We start from the raw sequence: 23,659 nt of genomic DNA on the forward strand, positions 1-23,659 counted from the left end.
CGGCCCCCTCCGGCCCTCTGGGCCACCTCCCCCAGAGGGGGAGGATCTGGCAAGAAATATGCTCCCCCTCTGGGGGAGCTGTCGCGGAGCGACTGAGGGGGATCTTAAACCCCCTCATCCTCCAGCGCCTTGGTCGCGCCGTCGATGCGCGTCTGCAGTTCGCGCATGAACTCGCCGCGCTTGAGGCCGGCGGGGATGGGCGGCAGGTATTCGAAGACGATGACGCCGGGCTGGATCAGCAGGCTCTTGTGCAGCCAGTGCTGGCCGCAGTTCAGGGCCAGCGGGGTGACCGGCAGCTCCAGTTCGCGATAGAGCGCGGCGATGCCGGGCTTGTAGTCGCCGGGCTCGCCGACCTTGCCGCGGGTGCCTTCGGGGAAGATCACCACCTGGCGCGTCTCCTTCATGCGGTCGACGCTGTCGCGCACCAGCTTCTTCAGGGCCGCCGAGTGGCCGTCGCGGTCGACGACGATCATCCGGGCCTTCAGGCCGTGCCACCCGAACAGCGGCACCATCAGAAGCTCCTTCTTCATCACGAAGCAGGCGTCGGGCAGGATGGCGAACTGGCTGAAGACGTCGAACATCGACTGGTGCTTGGCGGCCACCAGGGCCGGGCCGGTGGGAACCTGGCCGCGCACCTCGACCCGTACGCCCGCCAGCCAGCGAAGGCCCTGGATCACGCCTTGCGACCATAGCCGCATGGCGGCCCGGTTGACTGGACGCGGCAGGGGCAGAGTCACCAGCATCAGGATGGCCATGGTCGCCGACCACAGCCAGAAGAACAGCTGGAACAGGAACGAGCGCAGATAGATCAAGAGTCTTTCCCCGTTGCCGACGTCTCGGCGGGCTTGTCTTTCGGACCCAGGTTCAGGAACGCCTCGCGCCCCAGGATCGCCAGGTACTTGCAGTATTCCACGATCATCCGCCGGGCCGTGTGCGAGCGCTTCCACCAGCGGCGGGCGTTCAGGCTCTCCGTGGCCACCGGATAGGCGGAGAGTTCGACGTCCGGCATGGTGGCGCGCAGCTCGAGCATCGAGCGCGGCATGTGGTAGTCGGCGGTGACGACGATCAGGCTCTTGTAGCCGCGGGCCTTGGCCCATTCGGCGGTCTCGCGGGCGTTGCCGACGGTGTCGGCGGCGGCGAACCCCAAGTCGACGCAGCAGTCATAGATCGGCTTGACCGCCTTGGTGACGTCCAGGACGTCGGCGCGGGTGGCCTCGCGGTTGACGCCGGAGATCAGCAGGCGCTTGCCCTTGCCGGCCTCGAGCAGCTTGGTGGCCGCCTCAAGGCGAAGGTTCGAGGCGCCGGTCAGCACCACCACGCCGTCGGCGACGGGCGGGTCGGCGGCCGGGGTCGAGCGCTCCACCCGCGAGGTGAAGGCCAAGAGGCCCAGCACCCAGATCATCACCACGATCAGGAAGGCGGCGATGCTCTTCACGGCATGTCCTTCAGCAGGCGGAGGGCCGCGGCGCGCGCGGCCATCCCCGCGACCAGGGCGGCGATCAGCGGGCAGGGCAGGGGCGCCAGAAGGTCGACCCAGGCCAGGGGCAGGACCGGGGTCAGGCCCGAGCCGCCCCCCGCCAGCCGCGCCGCGACGCCGACGATGACCGCCGCCGCGCCGCCGAGCAAGCCTGCGCTGGCGGCCATGGCCGCGAACCGGTTCTGGAACAGCTTGGCGATGAACCCGGCCTCTGCGCCCGAATGGTGCAGCACCTCGATCACCTCGTGGCGGGCGGCCAGGCCCGCGCGGGTGGCGAAGGTGATGACGGCGGCCGTGGCCGCGGCGATCAGGCCGAACACGCCCAGCGCCGCCCAGCGGGCCAGGCCCGCGCCGCGCTCTATGTCGGCGATCCAGCGGCTGTGGTCGTCGACCACGGCGTCGACCGCCGCCTCGTGCAGGGCCTTGGTCAGGGCCTCGGCGCTGGCCGGGGCCTTGGGGTCGAGATCGAGGGTGACCAGGCGCGGGGTCGGCAGGTCGGCGACCAGGGCGTCGCGGCCGATCCAAGGCTCCAGCAGGGCCTCGGCCTTGTCCTTGGTCAGCGCCTGGGCCTGCACCACGCCCTTGACCCCGGCCAGGGTCTCGGCGGCGCGGGCGGCGGCGCTGTCGGGCGTCTCGCCGGCCTTGGCGCGGACGACGACGGTGGCCGAGCCGGTCAGCTGCGAGGTCCAGCCCTCGGCGGCGCGGTTGGCGGCCAGGGCGGCCAGGGCGGTGAGGCAGGCCAGGAAGCACAGCACGGCGACGACGAAGACCAGCGCCCCGTCTCGGGCGTCGCGGGGCGGCAGCAGCGGGCCGGGCTTCCAGCGGTTGATGTCGAACGGGCCGCTCATCGCGCTTCGCCCGTGTCGACCAGGCGGCCATGCTCGAGATGCAGCACCGGGCGACCGGCGCGGGCCACCAGTTCCTCGTCGTGGGTGGCGATCAGCACCGTGGTGCCCAGGCGGTTGAGCTCGACGAACAGGCGCAGCAGGCGCAGCGACATGGCCGGGTCGACATTGCCGGTGGGTTCGTCGGCCAGCAGGATGTCGGGCCGGTCGACGACGGCGCGGGCGATGGCCAGGCGTTGCTTCTCGCCGCCCGACAGGGTGGCGGGCAGGGCGTGCATGCGCTCGCCCAGGCCCACCCAGTGGAGGAGCTCGGCGACGTCGTCGCGATAGGTGTTCGGCTTGCGGCCGGCGATGCGCAGCGGCAGGCCGGCGTTGTCGAACACCGAAAGGTGCTCCAGCAGGCGGAATTCCTGGAACACCACGCCGATGCGGCGGCGCAGGAACGGCAGGTCGGCGCCCGGAACCAGGTTCACGTCGCGTCCGAACAGCTCGACGCGACCCCGTGACGCACGATGGGCGAGATAGATCAGCTTGAGCAGGGAGCTCTTGCCCGCGCCCGAGGCGCCGGTCAGGAAGTGAAACGAGCCTGGGGCAAGGGAAAACCCGATGTCGCGCAGGGTTTCGGGACCCCGCCCGTAGCGCATGGAGACGCCTTCGAAACGGACCACGGGGACGGCGTCGGGGTCTTGATCTGCGCCGGTCCGCAAGGGTGTGTCGATGGGGTTTCTGGACATCAGGGTTAAAATCGGCGACCTCCAATGCTGTAAAGCGGGGATGACCGATTCGCGGCCATGATACTGACCTGTCCGGAGTGCGCCAGCCGCTATTTCGTCGACGACGCCAAGGTCGGTTCGGCCGGTCGTGTCGTGCGTTGCGCCTCGTGCGGCGCGCGCTGGACCGCGCGTAACGAAACCGCCGCCGACGAAGACCTGTTCGACGCGCCGCCGGCGACGGGGGCCGCGGCCAACGATGTCGCCGTCTCGGCGACGCTCGATCCGCTGCACGCCCTCGACGACGAGGCCGAGGCCGAGCCGCCGGTCAGCGCCCTGCCGGGCGAGGAACTGCCCAAGGTGTTCCGCGCCCGCGCCGACGCCGAGCGTCGCCTCAAGGAAGCCAAGACCACCGGCATCGTCTGGGCCTCGATGGCCGCCTTCGTGGTGCTGGTGCTGGGCTGCGTGGCCGTATTCCGCCTCGACATCGGCAAGCTGATGCCCGGCACGGCCGGCGCCTACGCCATGGTCGGCAAGCCGATCAACACCGTGGGCCTGATCGTCGAGGAAAGCAGCATCCGCGCCCAGCCCTCGATGCACGACGGCCGTGCGGCCCTGACCGTCACCGGCGTGATCCGCAACATCACCGAAAAGCCGGTCTCGGCCCCGCCGCTGCGCATCGCGCTGCTGAACAAGGGCCAGAAGCGCGTGGCCGGCCAGCTGGCCGCCGCCGCCGATCCGATCATTCCGCCCGGCCAGACCCGCCACTTCTCGGTCACCCTGCTGGATCCGCCGTCCAGCGCCCAGATCCTGGAAGTCGGCTTTGCGGTCGAGAAGGGCGCCGCCCACGCCGTCAAGACGGGGCTGGGGCCCGCCAAGGCCGGCCACGGCGAGCCCGAACTGCGCGGCGCCCAGGACACGACGGCCACGGATCATGCCGCCGAAGAGGCCCATGGGGGCGATTCTGCGGCCGAAGGGGCTGGACACGGCGCCCCTGGTCATGAGACCGGAGCGGCCGAACCGGCCGCCGCCGACCATCATTGACCAAGATCCTCTGACATGACCGAGCTCCACCGCCCCGAAGTGCTCATTTCCGAGCAAGAAATCGCCGAGCGGGTGGAAGCCCTGGCCCGCCAGATCGCCCCGCGCATCGACGACGACACCGTCGCCGTCTGCCTGCTGACCGGCGGCCTGTGGTTCGCCGCCGACCTGACCCGCGCCCTGTGGAAGGCCGGCCGCAACGTGCGCTTCGACGCCCTGTGGCTGGCCTCGTACCATGACGAGCGCAAGAGCACCGGCCGCTGCGAAGTGCGCGCCGACCTGCAGCGCCCGCTGGTGGGCCGCCGCGCCCTGGTGGTCGACGACGTGTTCGACACCGGCCTGTCGCTGTCGGAAGCCGCCCGCCTGGTCAAGGACGCCGGCGCCAGCGAAGTGCTGACCGCCGTCTTCGCCCGCAAGCCCTGGCCGACCTCGCGCGGCATGGAGCCCGACTTCGTGGCCTGGGAAGCCCCGGCCCGCTACCTCGTCGGCTACGGCCTGGACGACGAAGGCAAGAGCCGCGGCCTGCCGTACATCGGCGCGCTGGACTGATTTCAGTCTACCGAATGCAAAAACGCCGCGAGAGCTGATCGGCTTTCGCGGCGTTTTCGTTTTCTGGAACCTGCCCCTGTGGGGAGGCGATCGCGTAGCGATCGGAGGGGGGCGGAAAACGGCTTTATTCAGTGGAAGCTGAAAACGGCCCCCCGCCGGCCTTCGGCCGCCTCCCCCAGAGGGGGAGGTTTCTTTCGACTCAGTCCATCGCCCTCTGCGTCGTGGCGATGAACCCGCCGCCGAGCACGCGCTCGGGATCGGCGGGGTCGTAGAGCACGCAAGCCTGGCCGGGGGCGACGCCTTCTTCCAGGACGTCGAACACCAGGCGCACGCCGCCGTCTTCCAGCGTCAGGCGGCCGGGAACCGGCTCGCGGGTCGAGCGCACGCGGGCCAGGACCGGCGCATTGGCCTTGGCGGCCTCGATCAGGTCGTCCTCGCCGCCCAGCCAGTTGTCTTCCTTGAGGGTCAACGCCTTGGTCAGCAGCGCCTCGCGCGGGCCGACCACGACGTGGCGCTTTTCGGCGTCGATGCGCACGACGAACAGAGGCTCGCCCGTGCCGCCGCCGACATTGAGGCCGCGCCGCTGGCCGATGGTGTAGCGGGTGACGCCCTCGTGGCGGCCCAGCACCTTGCCGTCCAGGTGCACGATGTCGCCCGCTTCGGCGCCCTGCGGACGGATGCGGTCGATGACCGTGGTGTATTTGCCTTCCGGCACGAAGCAGATGTCCTGGCTGTCGGGCTTGTCGGCCACCGACAGGCCCAGGGCGGTCGCCACGGCGCGCACCTCGGGCTTGGAGAAGCCGCCCAGCGGGAAGCGCAGGAAGTCCAGCTGGTCGCGCGTGGTGGCGAACAGGAAGTAGGACTGGTCCTTGGCCGGGTCGGCGGCGCGGCGCAGCTGCGGGCGGTTGCTGGCCGCGGTGAAGCCGCGCTGGACGTAGTGGCCCGTCGCCATCGCCTCGGCGCCCAGGTCGCGGGCCACGTCCAGCAGGTCGCGGAACTTGACGGTCTGGTTGCAGCGCACGCACGGGATCGGGGTCTCGCCGCGCAGGTAGGCGTCGGCGAATTCCTCGATGACCTGCTCCTTGAAGCGGCTTTCGTAGTCGAGGACGTAGTGCGGGATGCCGATGCGCTCGGCCGCCATGCGGGCGTCCATGATGTCCTGGCCGGCGCAGCAGGCGCCCTTCTTTGAGATCGCCGCGCCGTGGTCGTAGAGCTGAAGGGTGACGCCCACCACGTCGTAGCCGGCGCGGGCCAGCAGGGCGGCGGTGACGGTCGAATCCACCCCGCCGGACATGGCCGCGACGATCCGGGTTCCCTCGGGCAGGCCGACGGCCTGCCTGGCGGCCTCGGCGGCGCGCGCGATCAGGGCGTCGCCGTCGGGAACGGGGGCGTGGGCGGGGTCGAAGCGGGCGAGGTCGGCGTCCATCGGCGCTATTTAGAGCCTCGACCCCGATTTTGCGAGGTGGAGCAGCGCCGCAGGCTCCAAAGGCCCTACTTCAGCACGTTCAGCAGCGACGAGTTCTGCAGCGAGGCGAACACCTGGGCCGAGGCCTGGACGGCCAGCTGGGCGGCCTGCAGGCGGGTCACGGCCTCGGCCATGTCGACGTCGACGACGCCGCCGATCATCACCGTTAGGCTGTCGGTTTGGTCCTGAAGCGAGACCTGAGCGTCGTCGAAGCGCTTCTGGTTCAGGCCGTTCTTGCCCTGGGCGGTGACCAGGTCCTTGTGGGCGGCGTCGAAGGACGGCAGCAGGCCCTTGAGGAAGGTCGACTGGGCGTCGGTCAGGTTGCCGGTGAACGGGCCGTTGGCGTCGACATAGGCCTGCACCTGCTTGAAGGCGTCGAACAGGTCGGTCCCCAGGGCGTCGCCCAGCACGCCGGTCGAGACCGTGGTCGACTCGTCGATCCGGTTGGTCGTGACGTACTGGTCGTTCTGGAACAGCGAGGCGGTGCTGGGGGCCGCCGTCAGGTCGGCCATGGTCGTGGCCGTGGTGGTGGCGGTGTCGTTCTTGGCGCCCGAGAACACGTAATAGCCGTTGGCCTTGGTGTTGAGGCCCTGCACGGCGTCGCCGAAGGCGTTCTGCAACTGCTGCATCAGGGTGGTGGCGTTGCCGGCCGCCAGGGCGTTGGCGATCGCCTCGCGGGCGCTGGTGGCCGAGTTGGCCAGGCGCTCGATGCCCATGTCCTGCATCTCCAGGCGGTTGGAGACGAGCTTGGTCTGGTCGAGGAAGCCGTCGATCTTGGCCTGGGCGCTCTTCATCGCCGTCAGCATCTCGGCGTTCTTGGAGTAGCCCTTCAGGTCGCTGGCGACCTTCTGGCTGGAGACCTGCTCGCCGATCTGGTTCTGGCGCACCTGCGCCAGCATCAGGTTCGACGTCATCACGCCGTAGTTGCCGGAGGTGGAGACACGGGTCATGGCGGACCTCAGATGATGTTCACGAGGACGTCGTACATGTCCTTGGTCGCCTGGATCAGGCGGGCCGAGGCGTTGAACGCCTGCTGGTACGTCGTCAGGTTGATGAGCTCTTCGTCGAGATTGACGCCCTCGTGCGACTGGCGCTGGGTGTCTACCTCGACCTTCACCGAAGCGGTGGCGTCTTTCTTGGATTCGGCGGCGGCCGCCTTGCGGGCGATCGAGCCGGCGAAGTCGGCGCCATAGCGCAGCACGCTGCTGGTGGCCGCGCCGACGCCGCCGGCCGAAGAGAAGCTGACCGAGCCGTCGCCGGCCTTGGCCAGGGCCAGGGCGCCGCGGGCGTCGCCGACGGCCAGGGCCGAGGTCCCGGCGGCGGCCGTCAGGTCGAGCTTGGCGAAGGGCAGGCGGGCCGGGTTGCTGTTCATGGCCGCGTCGACGGTATAGCCCGAAGCCCGCGTGCTGCGCTCGGACGGGCCCAGGCCGAACAGCTGGCTCAGCGACGGGCCGCCGGCGCCGCGCTGGGTGCCGTCCTCGACCACCGACAGGGTCACCGGCGAGGCGCTGTTGGAGCCGAAGCTCAGCGCACCCTTGGAGTCGAGGGCGAAGGTCCCGTACTGGCCCGCGCCGTCGCTGCGCGAGTTCAGTGCGTTCAGCATGTCCTGCATGGTGCCGCCGGCCGGCACGGTGACCTTCACGTCGCGGATGCGGCCGCCCTCGATGTCGGTCAGGCGCAGGGTGATCTCCTCGCCCGGCGTGAAGCCGTGCGGCGAGGCCGTGGTCATGCCCGTCTCGTACGGCGAGTAGCCGTTCTGGCGGACGATGTCGTTCATGCCGAAGAAGTGGCTGAAGCCCTTGCCGGCCTTGGTCGACGGATTGGTCGGGTCGTCGGCGATGGCCACGCCCAGTCCGCCGTTGGCCGACAGGCTGAGGGTGCCGTTCGAGAAGGTGGCCTGGCCGTCGGCGCCCAGGGCGCTGTTCAGCTGGGTCAGGAAGTTGGCCGGGGTGAAGGCCGGGCCGGCGACGCCGTCGACCGTCATCGAGCCGGCGCTGAAGTCCACCTCGATGCGGCGCTGGATGACGCCGGCCGAGTTGGTCAGGGCGATGGTGGTCTTGCCGGTGAAGCCGGTGAGGGCGGTGGTGGCGTCCAGGCCCGTGTCGCGGCCGGTCATGGTGGCCGGGGCGGGGACCGAGGAGTTGGCGTTCGAGGCGCGGTTTAGCTCCTCGGTGGCGCGGGTGACGAACTCGCCCAGCTGGTCCGACAGGGCCGGCAGCTCGGTGTTGCGCAGTTCCAGCAGGCCCTTGATCTCGCCGCTGCTGATATAGAGCGGGCTGGCCTGGCCGCCGCTGTTGGCCGAGGTGACCGTCAGGAAGCCGTTGGCGGTGGGCGACTGCTCGTACTTGATCACGGCCGCGCCTTCGCCGGCCAGGCTCATGCCCTCGGTCGAGCGGATCAGCACGCCGCCGTTGGCGCGCTGGCTGACCTGCACGTTCATCAGCGACGACAGTTCGTCGATCAGGCCGCTCTGGATGTTCTCCGAGCCGGTGGCGTCGACGCCGGTGGTCTTGGCGCGGGTGATGTCGGCGTTCAGCTCGTCGATCTGCTTGAGCAGCACGTTCACGCGGTCGACGTCGGCCGAGATCTTGGTGTCGGCGTCCTTGCCCAGGCTGGACAGGCCGGCGGTGACGCGGCTGCTCTCACCCAGGAAGTCCTCGACCTTGGTCAGGGCCTGGGCGCGCAGCAGCGACGAGGACGGCTCGTCCGCGGCCTGCGAGAAGGCGCTGAACACGTCGTCGAGCATCGAGAAGAAGTTGGTCTTGGCGCTGGGGTCGCCGAACAGCTCCTGGGCGTTGTCCAGCGCGCTCGAGAGCGCGGAGGCGCGGCCGGCGTCCGAGGCGGCGTTCAGGCTGGCCGACTGCAGGAAGCGGTCGGTGGCGCGCTTGATGGCGTCGATGTTGACGCCCACGCCCATGCCGTTCGACACGAGATTGGACTGGCTGACCGTCTTGCGGACGTAGCCGGCCGTGTTGACGTTGGCGATGTTGTCGGAAACGACGCGCATGCCCGTCTGGGCGGCCATCATCCCCGACGTCGCGGTGTTCAGGATGGTGTTCAGCGACATCAGCGATCTCCTGTCCGCTCGGCAAAGCACGAACCACGCGACGCGACCTTGCCCGGCGAAACTTGCCGGGTCGGCGTCGAGAGCGTCTCGTTTCCGTTGTGCAAACCGTTGAAATACAAGGCGTTGAGTTCCATGCGCCGTGCGGACGACGAGAAGGGGAGCGCAAGGATGGCGCCAACCCGGCCAACAGCCCGGCTGCGACGCGCCGACGCGGCAAGGGACGAGGCAGGGGACGGGTCATTCTTTCCGTTTCCGCTCGGCAAAAACCTCCGCAACCTGCCGAAATCAAAGGGTAAATCGGAAGTTAAAGTCTTTTATATCAATGACTTGAAAGAAATTTCCGGGTTGGCCCGGCGATTGCTCAGGGGACGGCGGATCAAGGCGTGCTCCATCCGAGCCGTCGTCCAGCCAGAGCGTACCGACCCGCATGACCGCGATCGCCGCCTCTCTTCCGCTTCCGACGCCCGCCCAGGGCGCCGTCGGCGCGTCCGACGCTTCGAGCGCCGGCGACGTCTTCGGCGCGCTGCTGGCCGCCAAGGGCGCGAGCGAAGAGACGACGCAGGAAAAGCCGGCCGCCCGTCCCGCGAGCGGAAACAAGGCGCAGGCCAAGCCCGCCGCCGCCGACCGCAAGGCTGACGACAGCAAGGCCGGCGACCAGACCGCCGGCCAGGACGCAGCCGCCGCCCAGGCCGGCGCCGCCGTGGTCGCGGCCATGAGCGCGCAACAACAACAGCAGCAGCCCGTCGCCACTGGCGAGGTCGCCGAGACCGCCGCCGTCGGCGCCGCCGAAGCCCCGGCCGCGGGCTCCGCCGATCTTCTGGCCAAGGCCGCCGACCTGGTCGGCGACGTGGCCGACACCGTTTCCGACGTCGCCAAGCTGGCCGGCGCCGCTCCGGTCGCGGCCGCCGCCGAGACCGTGCAGGCCGCCGCCGACCTGGTGGCCGACGCGGCCGCGCCGCAGGTCGACGCCGAGGCCGTCCTGCCGGTCGCCGCCGACGCGACCGCCGCGACCACCGACGTTCCCGCCATCGACCTGAGCAAGCTGGCCGCCCAGCCGCAGGCCGCCGCGACCGCCGAAACGCCCGCCGCGCCGAAGGCCGAGCCCCAGGCTCAGGCGCAGGCCGCCGCCGCCCAGCCGGCCGCCGCTTCGCTGGGCGACGAGATCGTCAGCCTGAAGGCCGTGCAGGTTCCGGCCGACGACGCCGCGACCACGGTCGCCGCGACGCCGGTCGACACCGCCGAGGTCGCCGCGCCGGTCGAGGCCCAGGCCGCGACCGTCGAAACGGCCAAGCCCGCCGAGACCCAGGCGCTCGCGCCCAAGACCGGCAAGGTCGAGGTCGCCGCCAAGGGCGAGGCCGTGGTCACCGCCCACTCCGTCGCCGCCGAGCAGGCCGCCCACGACGCCGCGACCAACAGCGACAGCGGATCGCAGGGCGGCGCCCAGTCGGGCGGCGCCGACGCCTTCGCCCAGATGGCGACCGACGCCGCGCCGGTCGACGCCGCCGCGCCCAAGGCCGAGGCGACCTTCGCCCCGACCGTCCAGGCCCAGGCCGCCGCGACCGCCCAGGCGCCCGCCGAGACCATCGTGCGCGGCTCGCCCGAGACCGTCGCGGCCATGTCGGCCGAGATCGCCAAGAAGCTCGAGGCCAAGAGCACCCGCTTCGACATCGTCCTGACGCCGGAAGGCCTGGGCAAGGTCGACGTGCAGGTGCGCATCGGCGCCGAGGGCAAGCTGACCGCGATCCTGGCCTTCGAAAACCCGCAGGCCGCCGCCGATCTGCGCCACCGCGCCGGCGAGCTGCGCCAGGCGCTGAGCCAGGCCGGCTTCGACGTCGCCGACAACGCCCTGAAGTTCGACGTGTCGAGCCAGGGCGGCAACGGCGGCCAGGGCCAGCAGCAGAACGCCTTCTTTGATTTCCAGGGCGGCGACCACGGTCGTCGCGCCTTCGCCGGCCGCGCCTTCGCGGGCGCCATGGCGGAAGACATTCCCACCCTTTCGGCTGCGTCGCTGATCCCGGGCTACCGCCTCGCGGAATCCGACGGCGTCGACGTCAAGATCTAGGAGCAAGCGTCATGGCCACCACGACCGCGACGTCGGGCAGCACCTCGGTGATCGACAAGATCAACAACTCGAGGAACCAGCTGGCGAGCAGCGAAGAAACCTTCCTCAAGCTGCTGACCACGCAGATGAAGAACCAGGATCCGTTGTCGCCGATGGATTCCAACGCCTTCACCGGCCAGATCGTCCAGATGACGGGAGTCGAGCAGCAGCTGGTCACCAACGACCTGCTGGCGGCCCTGGTCGGCATGAACGACGGCGGCATCGCCGACGCGGTCAACATGATGGGCAAGCAGGCCACCGCCGAGACCGACACCTCGGTGCTCAAGGACGGCAAGGCCAACTGGAGCTACACCCTCGGCCGCAACGCCACCTCGGTGAAGATCGAAGTGCTCGACAAGTACGGCAACGTGGTCGCCACCAAGCTGCCCGACGACATGAGCAAGGGCGACCACACCTTCGAGTGGGACGGCAAGGACAGCACCAGCGGCGTCCAGCAGCCCAACGGCGCCGCCTACACCCTGCGCGTCACCGCCCTCGACGGCGAAGGCACGAAGATCGCCACCACCTCCAAGGGCCGCATCGAAGGCATCGTGACCGCGGTGACCAACGAGAGCGGCCAGAACATGGTCACCATCGACGGCGTCAAGGTGCCGATCAGCCAGGTGATCGGCGTCACCAATGCTCCGGACAAGACACCGGAAACGCAGGCCGAGGCCGCCTAAGGCCTCCACGGAATGAACCGGGCGTCAGAATGACGCCGACGCGGTCCCCCACCGAGCCAGACGGCCGACCCGGGACCCAAACGCAAACTGCGCTGAACCCCGCCAAACAAACCTCACGAGCAGGATTTCAGTCATGTCCATCAACAGCGCCATGCTCTCGGGCGTCTCCGGTCTGGTCGCCAACTCGTCGGCCCTGGCCGCGATCTCGGACAACATCGCCAACGTCAACACCGTCGGCTACAAGCGCTCGTCGGCCAACTTCTCGACGCTGGTCACTTCCCAGAGCAAGAACAACACCTACAGCGCCGGCGGCGTGAAGGCTCTGACGCACCAGTTCATCAGCCAGCAGGGCCTGACCCAGTCGACGACCTCGAGCCTGGACCTGTCGATCGCCGGCTCCGGCTTCTTCGTCGCCACCGAGAAGCCGGAAGGCCTGACCGCCACCGACACCCGTTCGTTCACCCGCGCCGGTTCGTTCCAGCTGGACAACCTGGGCTACCTGAAGAACGACGCCGGCCTGTATCTGCAAGGCTGGCTGGCCGATCCGGTCACCGGCATGATCACGCCCGACCCGTCGGACCTGACCCAGCTGTCGTCGATCAACGTCGGCACCGTCGGCGGCACCGCCGAGAAGACCACCCGCGTCGGCGTCAACGCCAACCTGCGCTCGGAACAGGCCGTGTCGGCCGCGGCCAACGCCTCGGTCGCCAAGACCGCCGTGCCCGAGACCCCCGCCGGCACCGCCAACTACAACGTCGCCTACAGCCCGACGGGCAACGGCAACGAGTACGCCGTGTCGATCACGCGCGGCGGCGTGGCGTTCCAGTCGGGCGTGGCCACCTACGACCCGACCACGGGCGCCCTGACCGGCTACACGCCGAGCGGCTCCACGACCCCGAGCACCACGACCATCACCTCGGGCGGCGTGACCGTGAACCTGTCCGACCTGGGCCTGTCGACCAAGACCCAGGCCGTCAGCGCCGGCGCCTACGATCCGACCACGCGTTCGATGTCGGACTACGCCGAGGATCCGACCACCGGCGTCAAGCCGGACTTCGAGATCCAGATCCCGGTCTCGGACTCCAAGGGCGGCCAGCGCACCGTCACCCTGTCGCTGCTCAAGGGCCCCGGCCCGAACGAGTGGTTCGCCGAACTGCGCGCCAAGCCGGGCGACCTGGACAACAATACCAACGGCCTGATCAGCTCGGGCAAGATCACCTTCACCACGGACGGCAAGCTGGCTTCGGTCGGCAACCTGTTCGGCGGCGTGACCCCGACGGCGATCAACATCGGCGCCTCCGACCCGACCGCCACCGGCACGGGCCCGCGCTGGGCCGACGGCCTGGGCATCGACGCCCAGGACATCCAGATCGACCTGGCCAACGCCGCCGGCGGCCTGACCCAGTACAACAGCCAGTCGGTCGTGCAGTCGGTGAACACCAACGGCACCGCGTTCGGCAACCTGACCAACATCGAGGTGGATGAAGACGGCTACGTCTCGGCCATCTTCGACAACGGGGTGACTCGCCGGATCGCCCAGGTGGCCATCGCGACCTTCTCGAATCCCAACGGCCTGAAGGGCGTTAATGGCAACGCCTACCGCGTCACCAATGAAAGCGGCACCTACAGCCTGAAGACCCCGGGCCAGGGCGGCGCCGGTTCTCTGGCTCCCTCGACGCTGGAAGCTTCGACTGTCGACCTGTCGACTGAATTCACCGGGCTGATCACTACGCAACGCGCGTACTCGGCCTCGTCGAAAATCATCACCACCGCCGATCAGATGCTGGAAGAACTTCTGAGCATTAAGCGCTGATCATAGGTATTAACTTGTATTAATCAGAGTGTGTCACATCGATACACTCTGATGGCTGGAGGAAGTCCCTTGTTTAGGTCTTTCTTTACTACCGGAATTAAGCCGTCGTTATTCCCCGGCGCCTATATTCCTCGTCAACAGTGATGGTTGTGGGAAAGGCGTAAAGCCATGTTGCAGCAGCAGCGCACGAACAGCCGGGGTGAAAAGTACGTCATCGGTCCGACCGGTGCGCCTCTGACCCTGTCGGATCTTCCGCCCCCGGAAACCCAGCGTTGGGTGATCCGGCGTAAGGCAGAGGTGGTGGCCGCCGTCCGCGGTGGTCTCCTCTCGCTCGACGAGGCGTGCGATCGTTACAAGCTGACCAACGAGGAATTCCTCGCCTGGCAGCAGTCGATCGATCGCCACGGTCTGGCGGGTCTGCGGACCACCCGGCTTCAGCAGTACCGCTAAACGGCGGAAAACTGAAAGGGCGCGAGGGGTTATGCTCCGTGAAGCGCCCGAACGGTCTGATCAGCGGCCGCGCCCACCAGGGCGCGGCCGCGACCATTTGGCGCCTATGGAGCCGGGTTCCGGCCTCAAATCTAAAGTCGGCGTTAACCATCGACTGGGTAAATCCTGCCTAGCGACGGCGGACTTCCATCCGTCTCGCTTGCGATCCGTTCGGACGCAGTTTGAGGGACAGGCCCAGTGGATAAATTCCTGAGCGCGATTCAGAAGTTCGGCGTCGGTCGACTGGCCGCCCTGGCGGGCGTCGCCGTCGGCTCCATCGCCGTGCTGGCCGCGGTCGTGATGATGCTGGGCAAGCAGCCGAGCGAGCTGCTGTATTCGAATCTCGACCTCAAGGAAGCTTCGGCCGTCACCCAGGCGCTGGACCAGGCCGGCATCAAGTACGAGACCAAGGGCGACGGCTCGACCATCATGGTCGCCCGCGACAAGGTCAATTCCGCCCGCCTGCTGGTTTCGGGCAAGGGCCTCGTGACCTCGGGCTCGATCGGCTACGAGATTTTCGACACCGGCAACGCCATCGGCCAGACCGACTTCGTCCAGCAGCTGAACCGCCAGCGCGCCCTGCAGGGCGAGCTGGAACGCACCATCCGCGGCTGGCAGGGCGTGCGCGACGTCCGCGTTCATCTGGTGCTGCCCAAGCGTCAGCTGTTCGAGGAAGACGCCGAGCAGCCGTCGTCCGCCGTCACCATCGGCACCGCCGGCCGCGAGCCGTCGTCGGATATGGTCGCCGCCGTCCAGAACCTGGTCGCCGGCTCGGTCCCGGGCATGAAGCCCGAGCGCGTCAACGTCATCGACGACCACGGCAAGACCCTGTCGGCCGGCGGCGACGAGAGCCTGGCCGGCCGCCTGGCCCAGGACCGCAAGTCCGAGGCCGAGGCCCGCATCTCCAAGAGCGTCAAGGAAATGCTCGACGGCGTCCTGGGCCCGGGCAAGGCCCGCGTCACGGTCACCGCCGACCTCGACCTGAACCGCATCACCACCCAGGAAAAGCGCTACGATCCGGACGGCCAGGTCGTGCTGTCGGAAAGCACCAGCGCCAACAACGCCTCCGAGACCAAGAACGACGACACCGGCGGCGTCACCGCCACCCAGAACATCCCCGGCGCCGCGCCGGGCGGCATGCAGCCGCTGGGCTCGACCTCGGGCGCCAACGAGACGACGACCAACTACCAGAACTCCGAAACCGTCCGCACCGAGGTGGTCGAGCCGGGTTCGATGAAGAAGGTCGCCGTGGCCGTGGCCGTCGATGGCGTCACCGCCGCCCCGGGCAAGGACGGCAAGCCGGGCGCCTATACCCCGCGCAGCGCCGAGGAGATCGCCCAGATCGAAGAGCTGGTTAAGACCGCCATCGGCTACGACGCCGCCCGCGGCGACCAGGTGAAGGTCACCAACATCCGCTTCCCGACCGCCGAGGACCAAGGCCTGACCGAAGGCGGTCTGATGGCGGGCTTCGACAAGAACGACCTGATGCGCGTCGCCGAGATCGGCGTCCTGGCCATCGTCGCCCTGCTGATCCTGCTGTTCGCCGTGCGCCCGTTCATCAAGAGCCTGACCCAGCCGGCCGGCCAGCACCCGATCCAGCTGGCCCTGGGCCAGGGCGACCAGCCGGTCACCCGCCTGGTCACCCTGTCGGACGGCACCACCCAGCAGGTCGTCGTCGACCAGTCGGGCGAGCCGATCGCCATCGCCGGCCCGGTGTCGGACATCGACCAGCGCATCGACATCGCCAAGATCGAAGGCCAGGTGAAGGCCTCGTCGATCAAGCGCGTGTCGGAGTTCGTCGAGAAGCACCCCGAAGAGTCGGTCGCGATCCTGCGCAACTGGCTGCACGAGTCGGAGTGATCGGATGAAGGCCGCCGTCACCGACATCGCCAAGCTGGCCGGGCCCGAAAAGGCCGCCATCGTCCTGCTCGCCCTGGGTGAAGACCACACCAAGATCTGGGAAGCGCTGGACGACGAGGAGATCAAGGAAGTCTCCCAGGCCATGGCCAGCCTGGGCACGGTTTCGGCCAGCGTGGTCGAAGAGCTGCTGGTCGAGTTCGTCTCGGGCATGAGCTCGACGGGCGCGATCATGGGCTCCTACGAGCAGACCCAGCGCCTGCTGATGTCGTTCATGGCGCCCGAGAAGGTCGACCAGTTGATGGAAGAGATCCGCGGTCCGGCGGGTCGAACCATGTGGGACAAGCTGGGCAACGTGAACGAGGCGGTGCTCGCCAACTACCTCAAGAACGAATACCCCCAGACCGTCGCCGTCGTGCTGTCGAAGGTGAAGAGCGACCACGCCGCCCGCGTTCTGGCCTGCCTGCCGGAAGACTTCGCGCTGGAATGCGTCACCCGCATGCTGCGCATGGAGCCGGTGCAGCGCGAGATCCTCGACAAGATCGAACAGACCCTGCGGATCGAGTTCATGTCGAACCTGGCGCGTACCTCCAAGCGCGACAGCCACGAGATGATGGCCGAGATCTTCAACAACTTCGACCGCCAGACCGAGGCCCGCTTCATCGCCGCCCTGGAAGAGCGCAACCGCGAGGCGGCCGAGCGCATCCGGGCCCTGATGTTCGTGTTCGAGGACCTGTCGAAGCTGGATCCGGGCGGCGTGCAGACCCTGCTGCGCGCCACCGGCAAGGAACAGCTGGCCCTGGCCCTGAAGGGCGCCTCGGACAAGCTGCGCGAGATGTTCTTCTCCAACATGTCCGAACGCGCGTCGAAGATCATGCGCGAGGACATGGAAAGCATGGGCCCGGTGCGTCTGAAGGACGTCGACCAGGCCCAGGTCGCTATGGTCCAGATCGCCAAGGACCTCGCCGCCAAGGGCGAGATCATGCTGGCCGGTTCGGGCAGCGACGACGAGCTGATCTACTGAGGCGCGCGGGATGAGCAACGGAACCTATCAGCGCTTCGCCTTCGACACGGTCTTCGACGACCGTGGCGGGGTGGCCTACGAGGCCCCCAAGGTGAAGAAGAGCTTCACGCCCGAAGAGGTCGAGGCCGCTCGCGCCGAAGCCTTCGCGGAAGGCGAGTGTTCGGCCGTGGCCCGCGCCGAGCAGGAGGCCGCCCAGGCCATGAACGCCATCGCCCACGCCGTGCACGGCGCGATGTCGACCCTGGCGGCCGTCGCCCACGAGCATCGCGAGCACGCCGCCCGCCTGGCCCTGGCCTGCGCCAACAAGATCGCCGACGCGGCCCTGGACCAGTTCCCCGAGGCCCCGGCCTCGGCGGCGCTGCTGGCCCTGGCCCGCGAGGTCGAGGCCCAGCCCAAGCTTTCCGTCCGCGTCGCGCCGCACCTGGTCGAGCGCACCCAGGCCGCCCTGGAGCAGACCGCCCAGGCCATCGGCTTCCCGGGTGCGATCGTCGCCCGCGCCGACGGCGCCCAGCCGCCCGCCGCCTTCGTCCTCGACTGGGGCGACGGCCGCGCCGAATTCAATCCCGACGAGGCGGCGCAGCGCGTCGCCGAGGCCCTGGACGCCGCCATCGCGGCCGAGGGCCTTCACGCCGAACCCCTGCTTCCTAGCGAAGGCTGACCGCCATGTCCGACGACCTGACCCTCAACGATTTCAACGGCGGCATGCTGGCCTCGGAAATCCCGGTCGAGCTGAGCGACAAGATCGCTTCCGACCTGGCCCCGGTGTTCGACGTCCCCGTCAACATCTCGGCCGTGCTCGGCCGCTCGAACATGTCGGTGGCCCAGCTGCTGCAGTTGCAGGCCGGCTCGATCCTCGAGCTCGACCGCAAGGTTGGCGAGGCGATCGACATCTACGTCAACAACCGCCTGGTCGCCCGGGGCGAGGTCGTCGTCGTCGACGAGCGCCTGGGCGTGACCATGACGGAAATCATCAAGGACGGCGACGCCGCGGGCTGATCCCCGGCTTCTCGTCCACCCCAGTCCGCGCCTTCTGAAAGAGGGCGAAGCAGTAAAAGATCGGTCCGGAAGGGCCGCCCGGAGACAAGACAATGCGCCTCTTGGTCGTTGGTAAACTGAACGGTCAGCTCTCGGTCGCCGTGAAGATGGCGATGAACGCCGGGGCCAAGGTCTCGCACGTCGAGACGACGGAGCAGGCGACCAACGCGCTGCGCGCCGGGCAGGGCGCCGACCTGATGATGGTCGACTACGGCCTGGACATCGCCGGCCTGATCCTGGCCAACGAGAGCGAGCGCATCCGGGTGCCGGTCGTGGCCTGCGGCGTTGACGCCGACCCGATGCGCGCCGCCGGCGCCATCAAGGCCGGGGCCAAGGAATTCATCCCGCTGCCGCCGGACGCCGAACTGATCGCCGCCGTCCTGGCCGCCGTCACCGACGACAACCGTCCGATGATCGCCCGCGACCCGAACATGGAGCAGGTGATCAAGCTGGCCGACCAGGTCGCCCCGTCGGACGCCTCGATCCTGATCACCGGCGAAAGCGGTTCGGGTAAGGAAGTGATGGCTCGCCACGTCCACGCCAAGTCGCGTCGGGCCAAGGCGCCGTTCATCAGCGTCAACTGCGCCGCCATCCCCGAGAACCTGCTGGAAAGCGAGCTGTTCGGCCACGAGAAGGGGGCCTTCACCGGCGCCCTGGCCCGCCGCATCGGCAAGTTCGAGGAAGCCAACGGCGGCACCCTGCTGCTGGACGAAATCTCGGAAATGGACGTGCGCCTGCAGGCCAAGCTGCTGCGCGCCATCCAGGAGCGCGAGATCGACCGGGTCGGCGGCACCAAGCCGGTGAAGGTCGACATCCGCATCCTCGCGACCAGCAACCGCAACCTGGCCGACGCGGTCAAGGAAGGCGTGTTCCGCGAAGACCTTCTCTACCGCCTAAACGTCGTGAACCTGGCCCTGCCGCCGCTGCGCGAACGCCCGGGCGACATCATCAATCTGTGCGAGCACTTCGTGAAGAAGTACTCGGCCGCCAACGGCATCGACCTGAAGCCGATCTCGGCCGAGGCCAAGCGTCGCCTGATCGCCCACCGCTGGCCGGGCAACGTGCGCGAGCTGGAAAACGCCATGCACCGTGCGGTGCTGCTGTCGACCGGCGTCGAGATCGAGGAGTTCGCCATCCGCCTGCCGGACGGCCAGCCCCTGGCTCCGGCCCCCGACGCGGCCGTGGCCCGCGGCGCCTCGATGGCGGCGGCCGAAGCCGTGGCGAGCGCCGCGGTCGCCCGCAGCTTCGTCGGCCAGACCGTGGCCGAGATGGAGCAGACGCTGATCATCGACACCCTGGAGCACTGCCTGGGCAACCGCACCCACGCGGCCAACATCCTGGGCATCTCGATCCGCACCCTGCGCAACAAGCTCAAGGAATACGGCGACGCCGGCGTCAACGTGCCCCCGCCGCAGGGCGGCGTGGGCGCGGCCGCCTAAACCTCAAGTGTAGAATCTGTTCGGCGCCCGCGACGATCGGTCCGGCGCCGAACATGGCTAATTTCGATTAAGGAGATGGCGGGCCGCCACAAATCGCTTCAAGCGAGACGGTCCTGCCCTAGACACAGCAGCAAGGCTTTCCATGGCTGACGCCGCCGCCCCCAAGGCCGCTTCCTCGATCCCCAGCGCCAGGTCGCTGTGGGAGGGGATCCTGCGCGGCGAGATGGGCCTGGCCGTCGGCGTCGTGGGCATCATCGTCCTGCTGATCCTGCCGGTGCCGCCGGCGCTGCTCGACATCCTGCTGGCCGTGTCGCTGACCGGTTCGGTGCTGATCCTGATGACCGCGGTGCTGATCAAGAAGCCGCTGGAGTTCACCTCTTTCCCGACCGTCCTGCTGGTCGCGACCCTCTACCGCCTGGGCCTCAACATCGCCTCGACCCGCCTGATCCTGGGCAACGGGCACGAGGGCGGCCACGGGGCCGGCGCCGTCATCGCCGCCTTCGGCAACCTGATGATGCAGGGCAACTTCGTCATCGGCGTGATCATCTTCATCATCCTGGTGGTGGTGAACTTCATGGTCGTCACCAAGGGTTCGGGCCGTATCGCCGAAGTGGCGGCGCGCTTCACCCTGGACGCCATGCCCGGCAAGCAGATGGCCATCGACGCCGACCTGTCGACGGGCCTGATCGACCAGGACCAGGCCAAGATCCGCCGCAAGGAGCTGGAGCAGGAAAGCACCTTCTTCGGCGCCATGGACGGCGCCAGCAAGTTTGTGAAGGGCGACGCCGTCGCCGGCCTGATCATCACCGGCATCAACATCGTCGGCGGCATCCTGATCGGCGTTGTTCAGCACAAGGTGCCGATCGGCGAGGCCGCCTCGACCTACACCCTGATGACCATCGGCGACGGCCTGGTCAGCCAGATCCCGGCCCTGGTCATCTCGATCGCCGCCGGTCTGGTGGTGTCGAAGGCCGGCGTCGAGGGCAGCGCCGACAAGGCCCTGACCACCCAGCTGGCCATGAACCCGGTCGCCCTGGGCATGGTCTCGGCCTCGTCCGGCGTCATCGCCCTGATCCCCGGCATGCCGCTGCTGCCCTTCGCGAGCCTGGCCGTCGGCGCGGGCTTCCTGGCCTATCGCCGCGCCCAGCAGGCCAAGCTGGCGCCCGCCAAGGAGGCCGCCGAAGCCGCGGCCGCCGCGGCGGCCGCCGCCCCCGCCGAGCCGGAAGAAGAGCCGATCAGCGCCGCCCTGGCGATCGACGACGTCAAGATCGAGCTGGGCTACGGCCTGCTGACCCTGATCAACGACCTCGAAGGCCGTCGCCTGACCGACCAGATCCGCGCCCTGCGCAAGACCCTGGCCACCGAGTTCGGCTTCGTCATGCCGCCCGTGCGCATCCTCGACAACATGCGCCTGGCCAACCAGGGCTACGCCATCCGCATCAAGGAGATGGAGGCGGGCCTCGGCGAAGTGCGCCTGGGCCACCTGATGGCCATGGATCCGCGCGGCGGCCAGGTGGAGCTGCCCGGCGAGCACGTGCGCGAGCCCGCCTTCGGCCTGCCGGCCACCTGGGTGGCCGACGACCTGCGCGAAGAGGCGACGTTCCGCGGCTACACGGTCGTGGATCCGGCCACGGTGCTGACCACGCACCTGACCGAGATCCTCAAGGAGAACATGGCCGACCTGCTCTCCTACGCCGAGGTGCAGAAGCTCCTGAAGGAGCTGCCGGAAAACCAGAAGAAGCTCGTCGACGACCTGATCCCCGGCGTCGTCAACGCCGCCACCATCCAGCGCGTGCTTCAGGCCCTGCTCAAGGAGCGCGTCTCGATCCGCGACCTGCCGCAGATCCTGGAGGGCATCGGCGAGGCCGCGCCGCACACGGCTTCGGTCACCCAGCTGGTCGAGCAGGTGCGCGCGCGCCTGGCCCGCCAGCTGTGCTGGGCCAACCGCGGCGAGGACGGCGCCCTGCCGATCATCACCCTGTCGGCCGACTGGGAGCAGGCCTTCGCCGAAGCCCTGATCGGGCCGGGCGAGGACAAGCAGCTGGCCCTGGCCCCCTCGCGCCTGCAGGACTTCATCCGCGGCGTGCGCGACACCTTCGAGCGCGCCGCCCTGCAAGGCGAGTCGCCGGTGCTGCTGACCAGCCCGGGCATCCGTCCCTACGTCCGCTCGATCATCGAGCGCTTCCGCGGCCAGACCGTGGTCATGAGCCAGAACGAGATCCACCCCCGCGCCCGCCTGAAGACGGTGGGGATGGTGTAGGGGCGCCTAAGCCCCGAACGCCGTGTGATAAGTGACCGCGCCGCGCGGCGGGCGGCCCTTGAAGACCAGCCGTTGCAGGTAGGGCGAAGCCTCGCCGCCGTAGGTCAGGGCCTCGTCGGCCACGAAGCCAAACCGCTCATAGTATTTGGGTGAGCCTAGCAGCACGCAGCCGGCCGCGTCGCGCGCTTCCAGCTGCTTAAGACCCTCGCGGATCAGGGCCTGGCCAAGGCCCGTACCCTGCTGGTCGGGGGTCACCGACACTGGGCCAAGGCCATACCAGTCGCCCGACGAGACCTCGATATCGACCGGCGAGAAGGCGATGTGGCCGGCGACCTGGCCGTCGACCTCGGCCACCAGCGACAGGGACAGCGCGCCCGCCGCGCGCAGGGCGGCGACGATCAGGGCCTCGGTCTGGCTGCTGTAGGGGCGGCCCAGGAAGGCGGCGGACGTCACCGCGCCGATGGCGGCGACGTCCTCGGGGCGCTCGGGGCGGATCAGCATGGCTCAGGCTTCCAGGGTGGCGAGGACGAAGTCGGCGCGGGCGGCGACCGAGGTCTTCGGCAGGACGACGACCTCGTAGTCGAGGGCGGGCAGGGCGGCTTCCAGGCGGTGATATTCCTCCAGCGCCGCGTCGAGGCCGTGGCGGCGCTCGGCGTCGGCGACGTGGATCTGCGGCCAGGGCGGCGCGAGAAAGACCCGGCGGTGATAGCGGTGGGCGCGGTCGAGAGCCCGCAGGCTGGGCTCGCCGGTGGCGGTTTCCAGCGCGCTGGCGGCGTCGACCAGGCCGCGATCGAAGAACACCCAGCCATGCAGCCCGCGGGCGGCTTCGCGATCGGCCAGGGCCAGTTCGACGGCGCGACGGGCGAAGGCGGCGGGATCGTTCCAGGGCAGGACGGGGTCGTCCGCCCCTCGCGCCTGCCGGACGATGCGGCGGCCCGGCTCCTCGACGACGGCGTAGCCGCGGGCGGCCAGTTGCGCCAGCAGGCTGGACTTGCCGCCGCCCGAGCAGCCGGTGATCAGGACGAAGTTGTCGGCCATGGGTCGTCCTCCGGCCGGCCGCTGACCCTAGCGGGTCATCCAGGGGCGTGACTTGCCGGTAGGCGCGACGGCGTCGGCCTTGTCGACCTTGCCGCTGGAGGCCTTGGGCCCGTGGCCGTGGCGACCCTGGGCGGCCTTCTTCAGGCGCAGGGCGCGCTGCATCGGGGTTTCGTTCGGCGGGGCGTCGTTGGTCTCGTTGCTCATCGGCGCGCTGTAGCACGCCCGACGCCCCACGTCCCGTTTAGCGACCGGTCCGGGGGCGGTCGCTAAATCATCTGCTCGGAGCGTGGCGGACGCCGAAACCGCGCACACTTTCGGCTGCCATGCTCCTAGTGCCCGCCGGACCTTTCCGGATGGGGAACCTTCGCCACGTCGGCGGCCGTCACCGGCTTGGCGTAGGCGTTGCCGAAGTGGGTGCGGACATAGGTGACGACCTGCGCGATCTGATCGTCGTCCAGCGTGCCGGCGAAGGGCGGCATGCCGCCCTGGCCGCGCACGACCACCATGGAGACGTAAGGAGCGGCGGCCAGTTTCGGATTGCCGGCCAGGGCGGGAATCGTGCCTGCGCCGGTTCCGCCCTTGGCGTCGGCCATGTGGCAGGCCTGGCAGACGGCCTCGTAGACCTGCTGGCCGGTGATCGGCTTTTGCACGCGCACCACGCCGCCGCCGGTGTCGCCGCCGGGCGGGGCCTGGGCGACGGCGGGGATGGCGCAGGCGAGGGCGGCAGTGAGCGCCGACGCCGCGGCGAGAACGGGACGGGTCATGC

The 23,659-nt window shown here is 69.1% G+C and carries 23 protein-coding genes; 12 read left to right on the plus strand and 11 right to left on the minus strand.

The window, feature by feature from the left end; all coding sequences use genetic code 11:
- Positions 1-104: 104 nt before the first annotated feature.
- The 4 genes from SGCZBJ_RS10825 to ftsE are packed head-to-tail and all read right to left on the minus strand — an operon-like array spanning position 105 to position 3,056.
- Complete coding sequence (locus SGCZBJ_RS10825) at positions 105-812, minus strand: lysophospholipid acyltransferase family protein (protein ID WP_101718020.1); 708 nt, start codon at positions 810-812, stop codon at positions 105-107.
- Complete coding sequence (locus tag SGCZBJ_RS10830; RefSeq protein WP_101718021.1) at positions 809-1,435, minus strand: YdcF family protein; 627 nt, start codon at positions 1,433-1,435, stop codon at positions 809-811. The genes SGCZBJ_RS10825 and SGCZBJ_RS10830 overlap by 4 nt, the downstream gene beginning before the upstream one ends.
- Entirely contained in the window at positions 1,432-2,325 is an 894-nt protein-coding gene (locus tag SGCZBJ_RS10835) for a cell division protein FtsX (protein ID WP_101718022.1), read from the minus strand. The genes SGCZBJ_RS10830 and SGCZBJ_RS10835 overlap by 4 nt, the downstream gene beginning before the upstream one ends.
- The gene (gene ftsE / locus SGCZBJ_RS10840) at positions 2,322-3,056 is read right to left on the minus strand and encodes a cell division ATP-binding protein FtsE (protein WP_165799300.1); all 735 of its coding nucleotides are present in this window, start codon (positions 3,054-3,056) and stop codon (positions 2,322-2,324) included. The genes SGCZBJ_RS10835 and ftsE overlap by 4 nt, the downstream gene beginning before the upstream one ends.
- Before the next feature lie 57 nt (positions 3,057-3,113).
- On the opposite strand from ftsE, the gene SGCZBJ_RS10845 reads away from it, so the two are divergent.
- Complete coding sequence (locus tag SGCZBJ_RS10845; protein WP_101718024.1) at positions 3,114-4,076, plus strand: MJ0042-type zinc finger domain-containing protein; 963 nt, start codon at positions 3,114-3,116, stop codon at positions 4,074-4,076.
- 15 nt (positions 4,077-4,091) lie between these two features.
- Positions 4,092-4,622, plus strand: a complete 531-nt coding sequence (locus tag SGCZBJ_RS10850) for a phosphoribosyltransferase (RefSeq protein WP_101718025.1) — start codon at positions 4,092-4,094, stop codon at positions 4,620-4,622.
- 199 nt (positions 4,623-4,821) lie between these two features.
- Here the strand turns inward: SGCZBJ_RS10850 and mnmA are convergent, their stop codons facing one another.
- The 3 genes from mnmA to flgK all read right to left on the minus strand — a co-directional run bounded on the left by mnmA (position 4,822) and on the right by flgK (position 9,154).
- On the minus strand, positions 4,822-6,048 hold the full coding sequence (gene mnmA / locus SGCZBJ_RS10855; protein WP_101718026.1) for a tRNA 2-thiouridine(34) synthase MnmA: 1,227 nt from the start codon (positions 6,046-6,048) through the stop codon (positions 4,822-4,824).
- Positions 6,049-6,113: 65 nt separating this feature from the next.
- Complete coding sequence (locus SGCZBJ_RS10860) at positions 6,114-7,037, minus strand: flagellin (RefSeq protein ID WP_101718027.1); 924 nt, start codon at positions 7,035-7,037, stop codon at positions 6,114-6,116.
- Positions 7,038-7,045: 8 nt separating this feature from the next.
- Complete coding sequence (flgK, locus tag SGCZBJ_RS10865) at positions 7,046-9,154, minus strand: flagellar hook-associated protein FlgK (RefSeq protein ID WP_101718028.1); 2,109 nt, start codon at positions 9,152-9,154, stop codon at positions 7,046-7,048.
- Positions 9,155-9,581: 427 nt separating this feature from the next.
- Between flgK and SGCZBJ_RS26075 the strand changes: the two genes are divergently transcribed.
- The 10 genes from SGCZBJ_RS26075 (at position 9,582) to flhA (ending at position 21,855) form a co-directional block, all read left to right on the plus strand.
- Complete coding sequence (locus SGCZBJ_RS26075; RefSeq protein WP_240621477.1) at positions 9,582-11,216, plus strand: flagellar hook-length control protein FliK; 1,635 nt, start codon at positions 9,582-9,584, stop codon at positions 11,214-11,216.
- Positions 11,217-11,227: 11 nt separating this feature from the next.
- Positions 11,228-11,938: a flagellar hook assembly protein FlgD gene (locus SGCZBJ_RS10875; protein WP_101718029.1), complete on the plus strand. Its 711-nt coding sequence runs from the start codon at positions 11,228-11,230 to the stop codon at positions 11,936-11,938.
- A 133-nt stretch (positions 11,939-12,071) separates the two neighbouring features.
- Positions 12,072-13,751, plus strand: coding sequence for a flagellar hook protein FlgE (gene flgE / locus SGCZBJ_RS10880; protein WP_101718030.1), 1,680 nt, complete (start codon positions 12,072-12,074; stop codon positions 13,749-13,751).
- Between the two features lie 168 nt (positions 13,752-13,919).
- Positions 13,920-14,201: a CtrA inhibitor SciP gene (gene sciP, locus SGCZBJ_RS10885; RefSeq protein ID WP_007675208.1), complete on the plus strand. Its 282-nt coding sequence runs from the start codon at positions 13,920-13,922 to the stop codon at positions 14,199-14,201.
- Between the two features lie 237 nt (positions 14,202-14,438).
- The gene (gene fliF / locus SGCZBJ_RS10890) at positions 14,439-16,100 is read left to right on the plus strand and encodes a flagellar basal-body MS-ring/collar protein FliF (RefSeq protein ID WP_101718031.1); all 1,662 of its coding nucleotides are present in this window, start codon (positions 14,439-14,441) and stop codon (positions 16,098-16,100) included.
- 4 nt (positions 16,101-16,104) lie between these two features.
- Positions 16,105-17,121 (plus strand): flagellar motor switch protein FliG, encoded by a 1,017-nt coding sequence (gene fliG / locus SGCZBJ_RS10895; protein ID WP_058346610.1) that lies wholly within the window; start codon positions 16,105-16,107, stop codon positions 17,119-17,121.
- A gap of 10 nt (positions 17,122-17,131) precedes the next feature.
- Complete coding sequence (locus SGCZBJ_RS10900; RefSeq protein ID WP_101718032.1) at positions 17,132-17,779, plus strand: FliH/SctL family protein; 648 nt, start codon at positions 17,132-17,134, stop codon at positions 17,777-17,779.
- A 5-nt stretch (positions 17,780-17,784) separates the two neighbouring features.
- Positions 17,785-18,117: a flagellar motor switch protein FliN gene (gene fliN / locus SGCZBJ_RS10905; RefSeq protein ID WP_058346608.1), complete on the plus strand. Its 333-nt coding sequence runs from the start codon at positions 17,785-17,787 to the stop codon at positions 18,115-18,117.
- 92 nt (positions 18,118-18,209) lie between these two features.
- Entirely contained in the window at positions 18,210-19,595 is a 1,386-nt protein-coding gene (flbD, locus tag SGCZBJ_RS10910) for a sigma-54-dependent transcriptional regulator FlbD (RefSeq protein ID WP_101718033.1), read from the plus strand.
- A gap of 142 nt (positions 19,596-19,737) precedes the next feature.
- Positions 19,738-21,855: a flagellar biosynthesis protein FlhA gene (gene flhA, locus SGCZBJ_RS10915; protein WP_101718034.1), complete on the plus strand. Its 2,118-nt coding sequence runs from the start codon at positions 19,738-19,740 to the stop codon at positions 21,853-21,855.
- A 6-nt stretch (positions 21,856-21,861) separates the two neighbouring features.
- Here the strand turns inward: flhA and SGCZBJ_RS10920 are convergent, their stop codons facing one another.
- The 4 genes from SGCZBJ_RS10920 to SGCZBJ_RS10935 all read right to left on the minus strand — a co-directional run bounded on the left by SGCZBJ_RS10920 (position 21,862) and on the right by SGCZBJ_RS10935 (position 23,657).
- Positions 21,862-22,356: a GNAT family N-acetyltransferase gene (locus SGCZBJ_RS10920; RefSeq protein WP_101718035.1), complete on the minus strand. Its 495-nt coding sequence runs from the start codon at positions 22,354-22,356 to the stop codon at positions 21,862-21,864.
- A 3-nt stretch (positions 22,357-22,359) separates the two neighbouring features.
- Positions 22,360-22,893 carry an AAA family ATPase gene (locus SGCZBJ_RS10925; RefSeq protein WP_101718036.1) on the minus strand — a complete coding sequence of 178 codons (534 nt, stop codon included), beginning with the start codon at positions 22,891-22,893 and terminating at the stop codon, positions 22,360-22,362.
- A 27-nt stretch (positions 22,894-22,920) separates the two neighbouring features.
- Positions 22,921-23,097 (minus strand): hypothetical protein, encoded by a 177-nt coding sequence (locus SGCZBJ_RS10930; protein WP_101718037.1) that lies wholly within the window; start codon positions 23,095-23,097, stop codon positions 22,921-22,923.
- 125 nt (positions 23,098-23,222) lie between these two features.
- Complete coding sequence (locus SGCZBJ_RS10935; RefSeq protein ID WP_101718038.1) at positions 23,223-23,657, minus strand: c-type cytochrome; 435 nt, start codon at positions 23,655-23,657, stop codon at positions 23,223-23,225.
- Between the last annotated feature and the right edge of the window lie 2 nt (positions 23,658-23,659).

Source organism: Caulobacter zeae (genome assembly GCF_002858925.1).
GTDB classification, from domain to species: domain Bacteria; phylum Pseudomonadota; class Alphaproteobacteria; order Caulobacterales; family Caulobacteraceae; genus Caulobacter; species Caulobacter zeae.

Excerpts from the sequence above, each read along its gene's own strand:
- SGCZBJ_RS10835 (WP_101718022.1), bottom strand. The coding sequence starts at position 2,325 with ATGAGCGGCCCGTTCGACATCAACCGCTGGAAGCCCGGCCCGCTGCTG.
- ftsE (WP_165799300.1), bottom strand. The coding sequence starts at position 3,056 with ATGTCCAGAAACCCCATCGACACACCCTTGCGGACCGGCGCAGATCAA.
- SGCZBJ_RS10845 (WP_101718024.1), top strand. The coding sequence starts at position 3,114 with ATGATACTGACCTGTCCGGAGTGCGCCAGCCGCTATTTCGTCGACGAC.
- SGCZBJ_RS10850 (WP_101718025.1), top strand. The coding sequence starts at position 4,092 with ATGACCGAGCTCCACCGCCCCGAAGTGCTCATTTCCGAGCAAGAAATC.
- mnmA (WP_101718026.1), bottom strand. The coding sequence starts at position 6,048 with ATGGACGCCGACCTCGCCCGCTTCGACCCCGCCCACGCCCCCGTTCCC.
- SGCZBJ_RS10860 (WP_101718027.1), bottom strand. The coding sequence starts at position 7,037 with ATGACCCGTGTCTCCACCTCCGGCAACTACGGCGTGATGACGTCGAAC.
- flgK (WP_101718028.1), bottom strand. The coding sequence starts at position 9,154 with ATGTCGCTGAACACCATCCTGAACACCGCGACGTCGGGGATGATGGCC.
- SGCZBJ_RS26075 (WP_240621477.1), top strand. The coding sequence starts at position 9,582 with ATGACCGCGATCGCCGCCTCTCTTCCGCTTCCGACGCCCGCCCAGGGC.
- SGCZBJ_RS10875 (WP_101718029.1), top strand. The coding sequence starts at position 11,228 with ATGGCCACCACGACCGCGACGTCGGGCAGCACCTCGGTGATCGACAAG.
- flgE (WP_101718030.1), top strand. The coding sequence starts at position 12,072 with ATGTCCATCAACAGCGCCATGCTCTCGGGCGTCTCCGGTCTGGTCGCC.
- sciP (WP_007675208.1), top strand. The coding sequence starts at position 13,920 with ATGTTGCAGCAGCAGCGCACGAACAGCCGGGGTGAAAAGTACGTCATC.
- fliG (WP_058346610.1), top strand. The coding sequence starts at position 16,105 with ATGAAGGCCGCCGTCACCGACATCGCCAAGCTGGCCGGGCCCGAAAAG.
- SGCZBJ_RS10900 (WP_101718032.1), top strand. The coding sequence starts at position 17,132 with ATGAGCAACGGAACCTATCAGCGCTTCGCCTTCGACACGGTCTTCGAC.
- fliN (WP_058346608.1), top strand. The coding sequence starts at position 17,785 with ATGTCCGACGACCTGACCCTCAACGATTTCAACGGCGGCATGCTGGCC.
- flbD (WP_101718033.1), top strand. The coding sequence starts at position 18,210 with ATGCGCCTCTTGGTCGTTGGTAAACTGAACGGTCAGCTCTCGGTCGCC.
- flhA (WP_101718034.1), top strand. The coding sequence starts at position 19,738 with ATGGCTGACGCCGCCGCCCCCAAGGCCGCTTCCTCGATCCCCAGCGCC.
- SGCZBJ_RS10920 (WP_101718035.1), bottom strand. The coding sequence starts at position 22,356 with ATGCTGATCCGCCCCGAGCGCCCCGAGGACGTCGCCGCCATCGGCGCG.
- SGCZBJ_RS10925 (WP_101718036.1), bottom strand. The coding sequence starts at position 22,893 with ATGGCCGACAACTTCGTCCTGATCACCGGCTGCTCGGGCGGCGGCAAG.
- SGCZBJ_RS10930 (WP_101718037.1), bottom strand. The coding sequence starts at position 23,097 with ATGAGCAACGAGACCAACGACGCCCCGCCGAACGAAACCCCGATGCAG.
- SGCZBJ_RS10935 (WP_101718038.1), bottom strand. The coding sequence starts at position 23,657 with ATGACCCGTCCCGTTCTCGCCGCGGCGTCGGCGCTCACTGCCGCCCTC.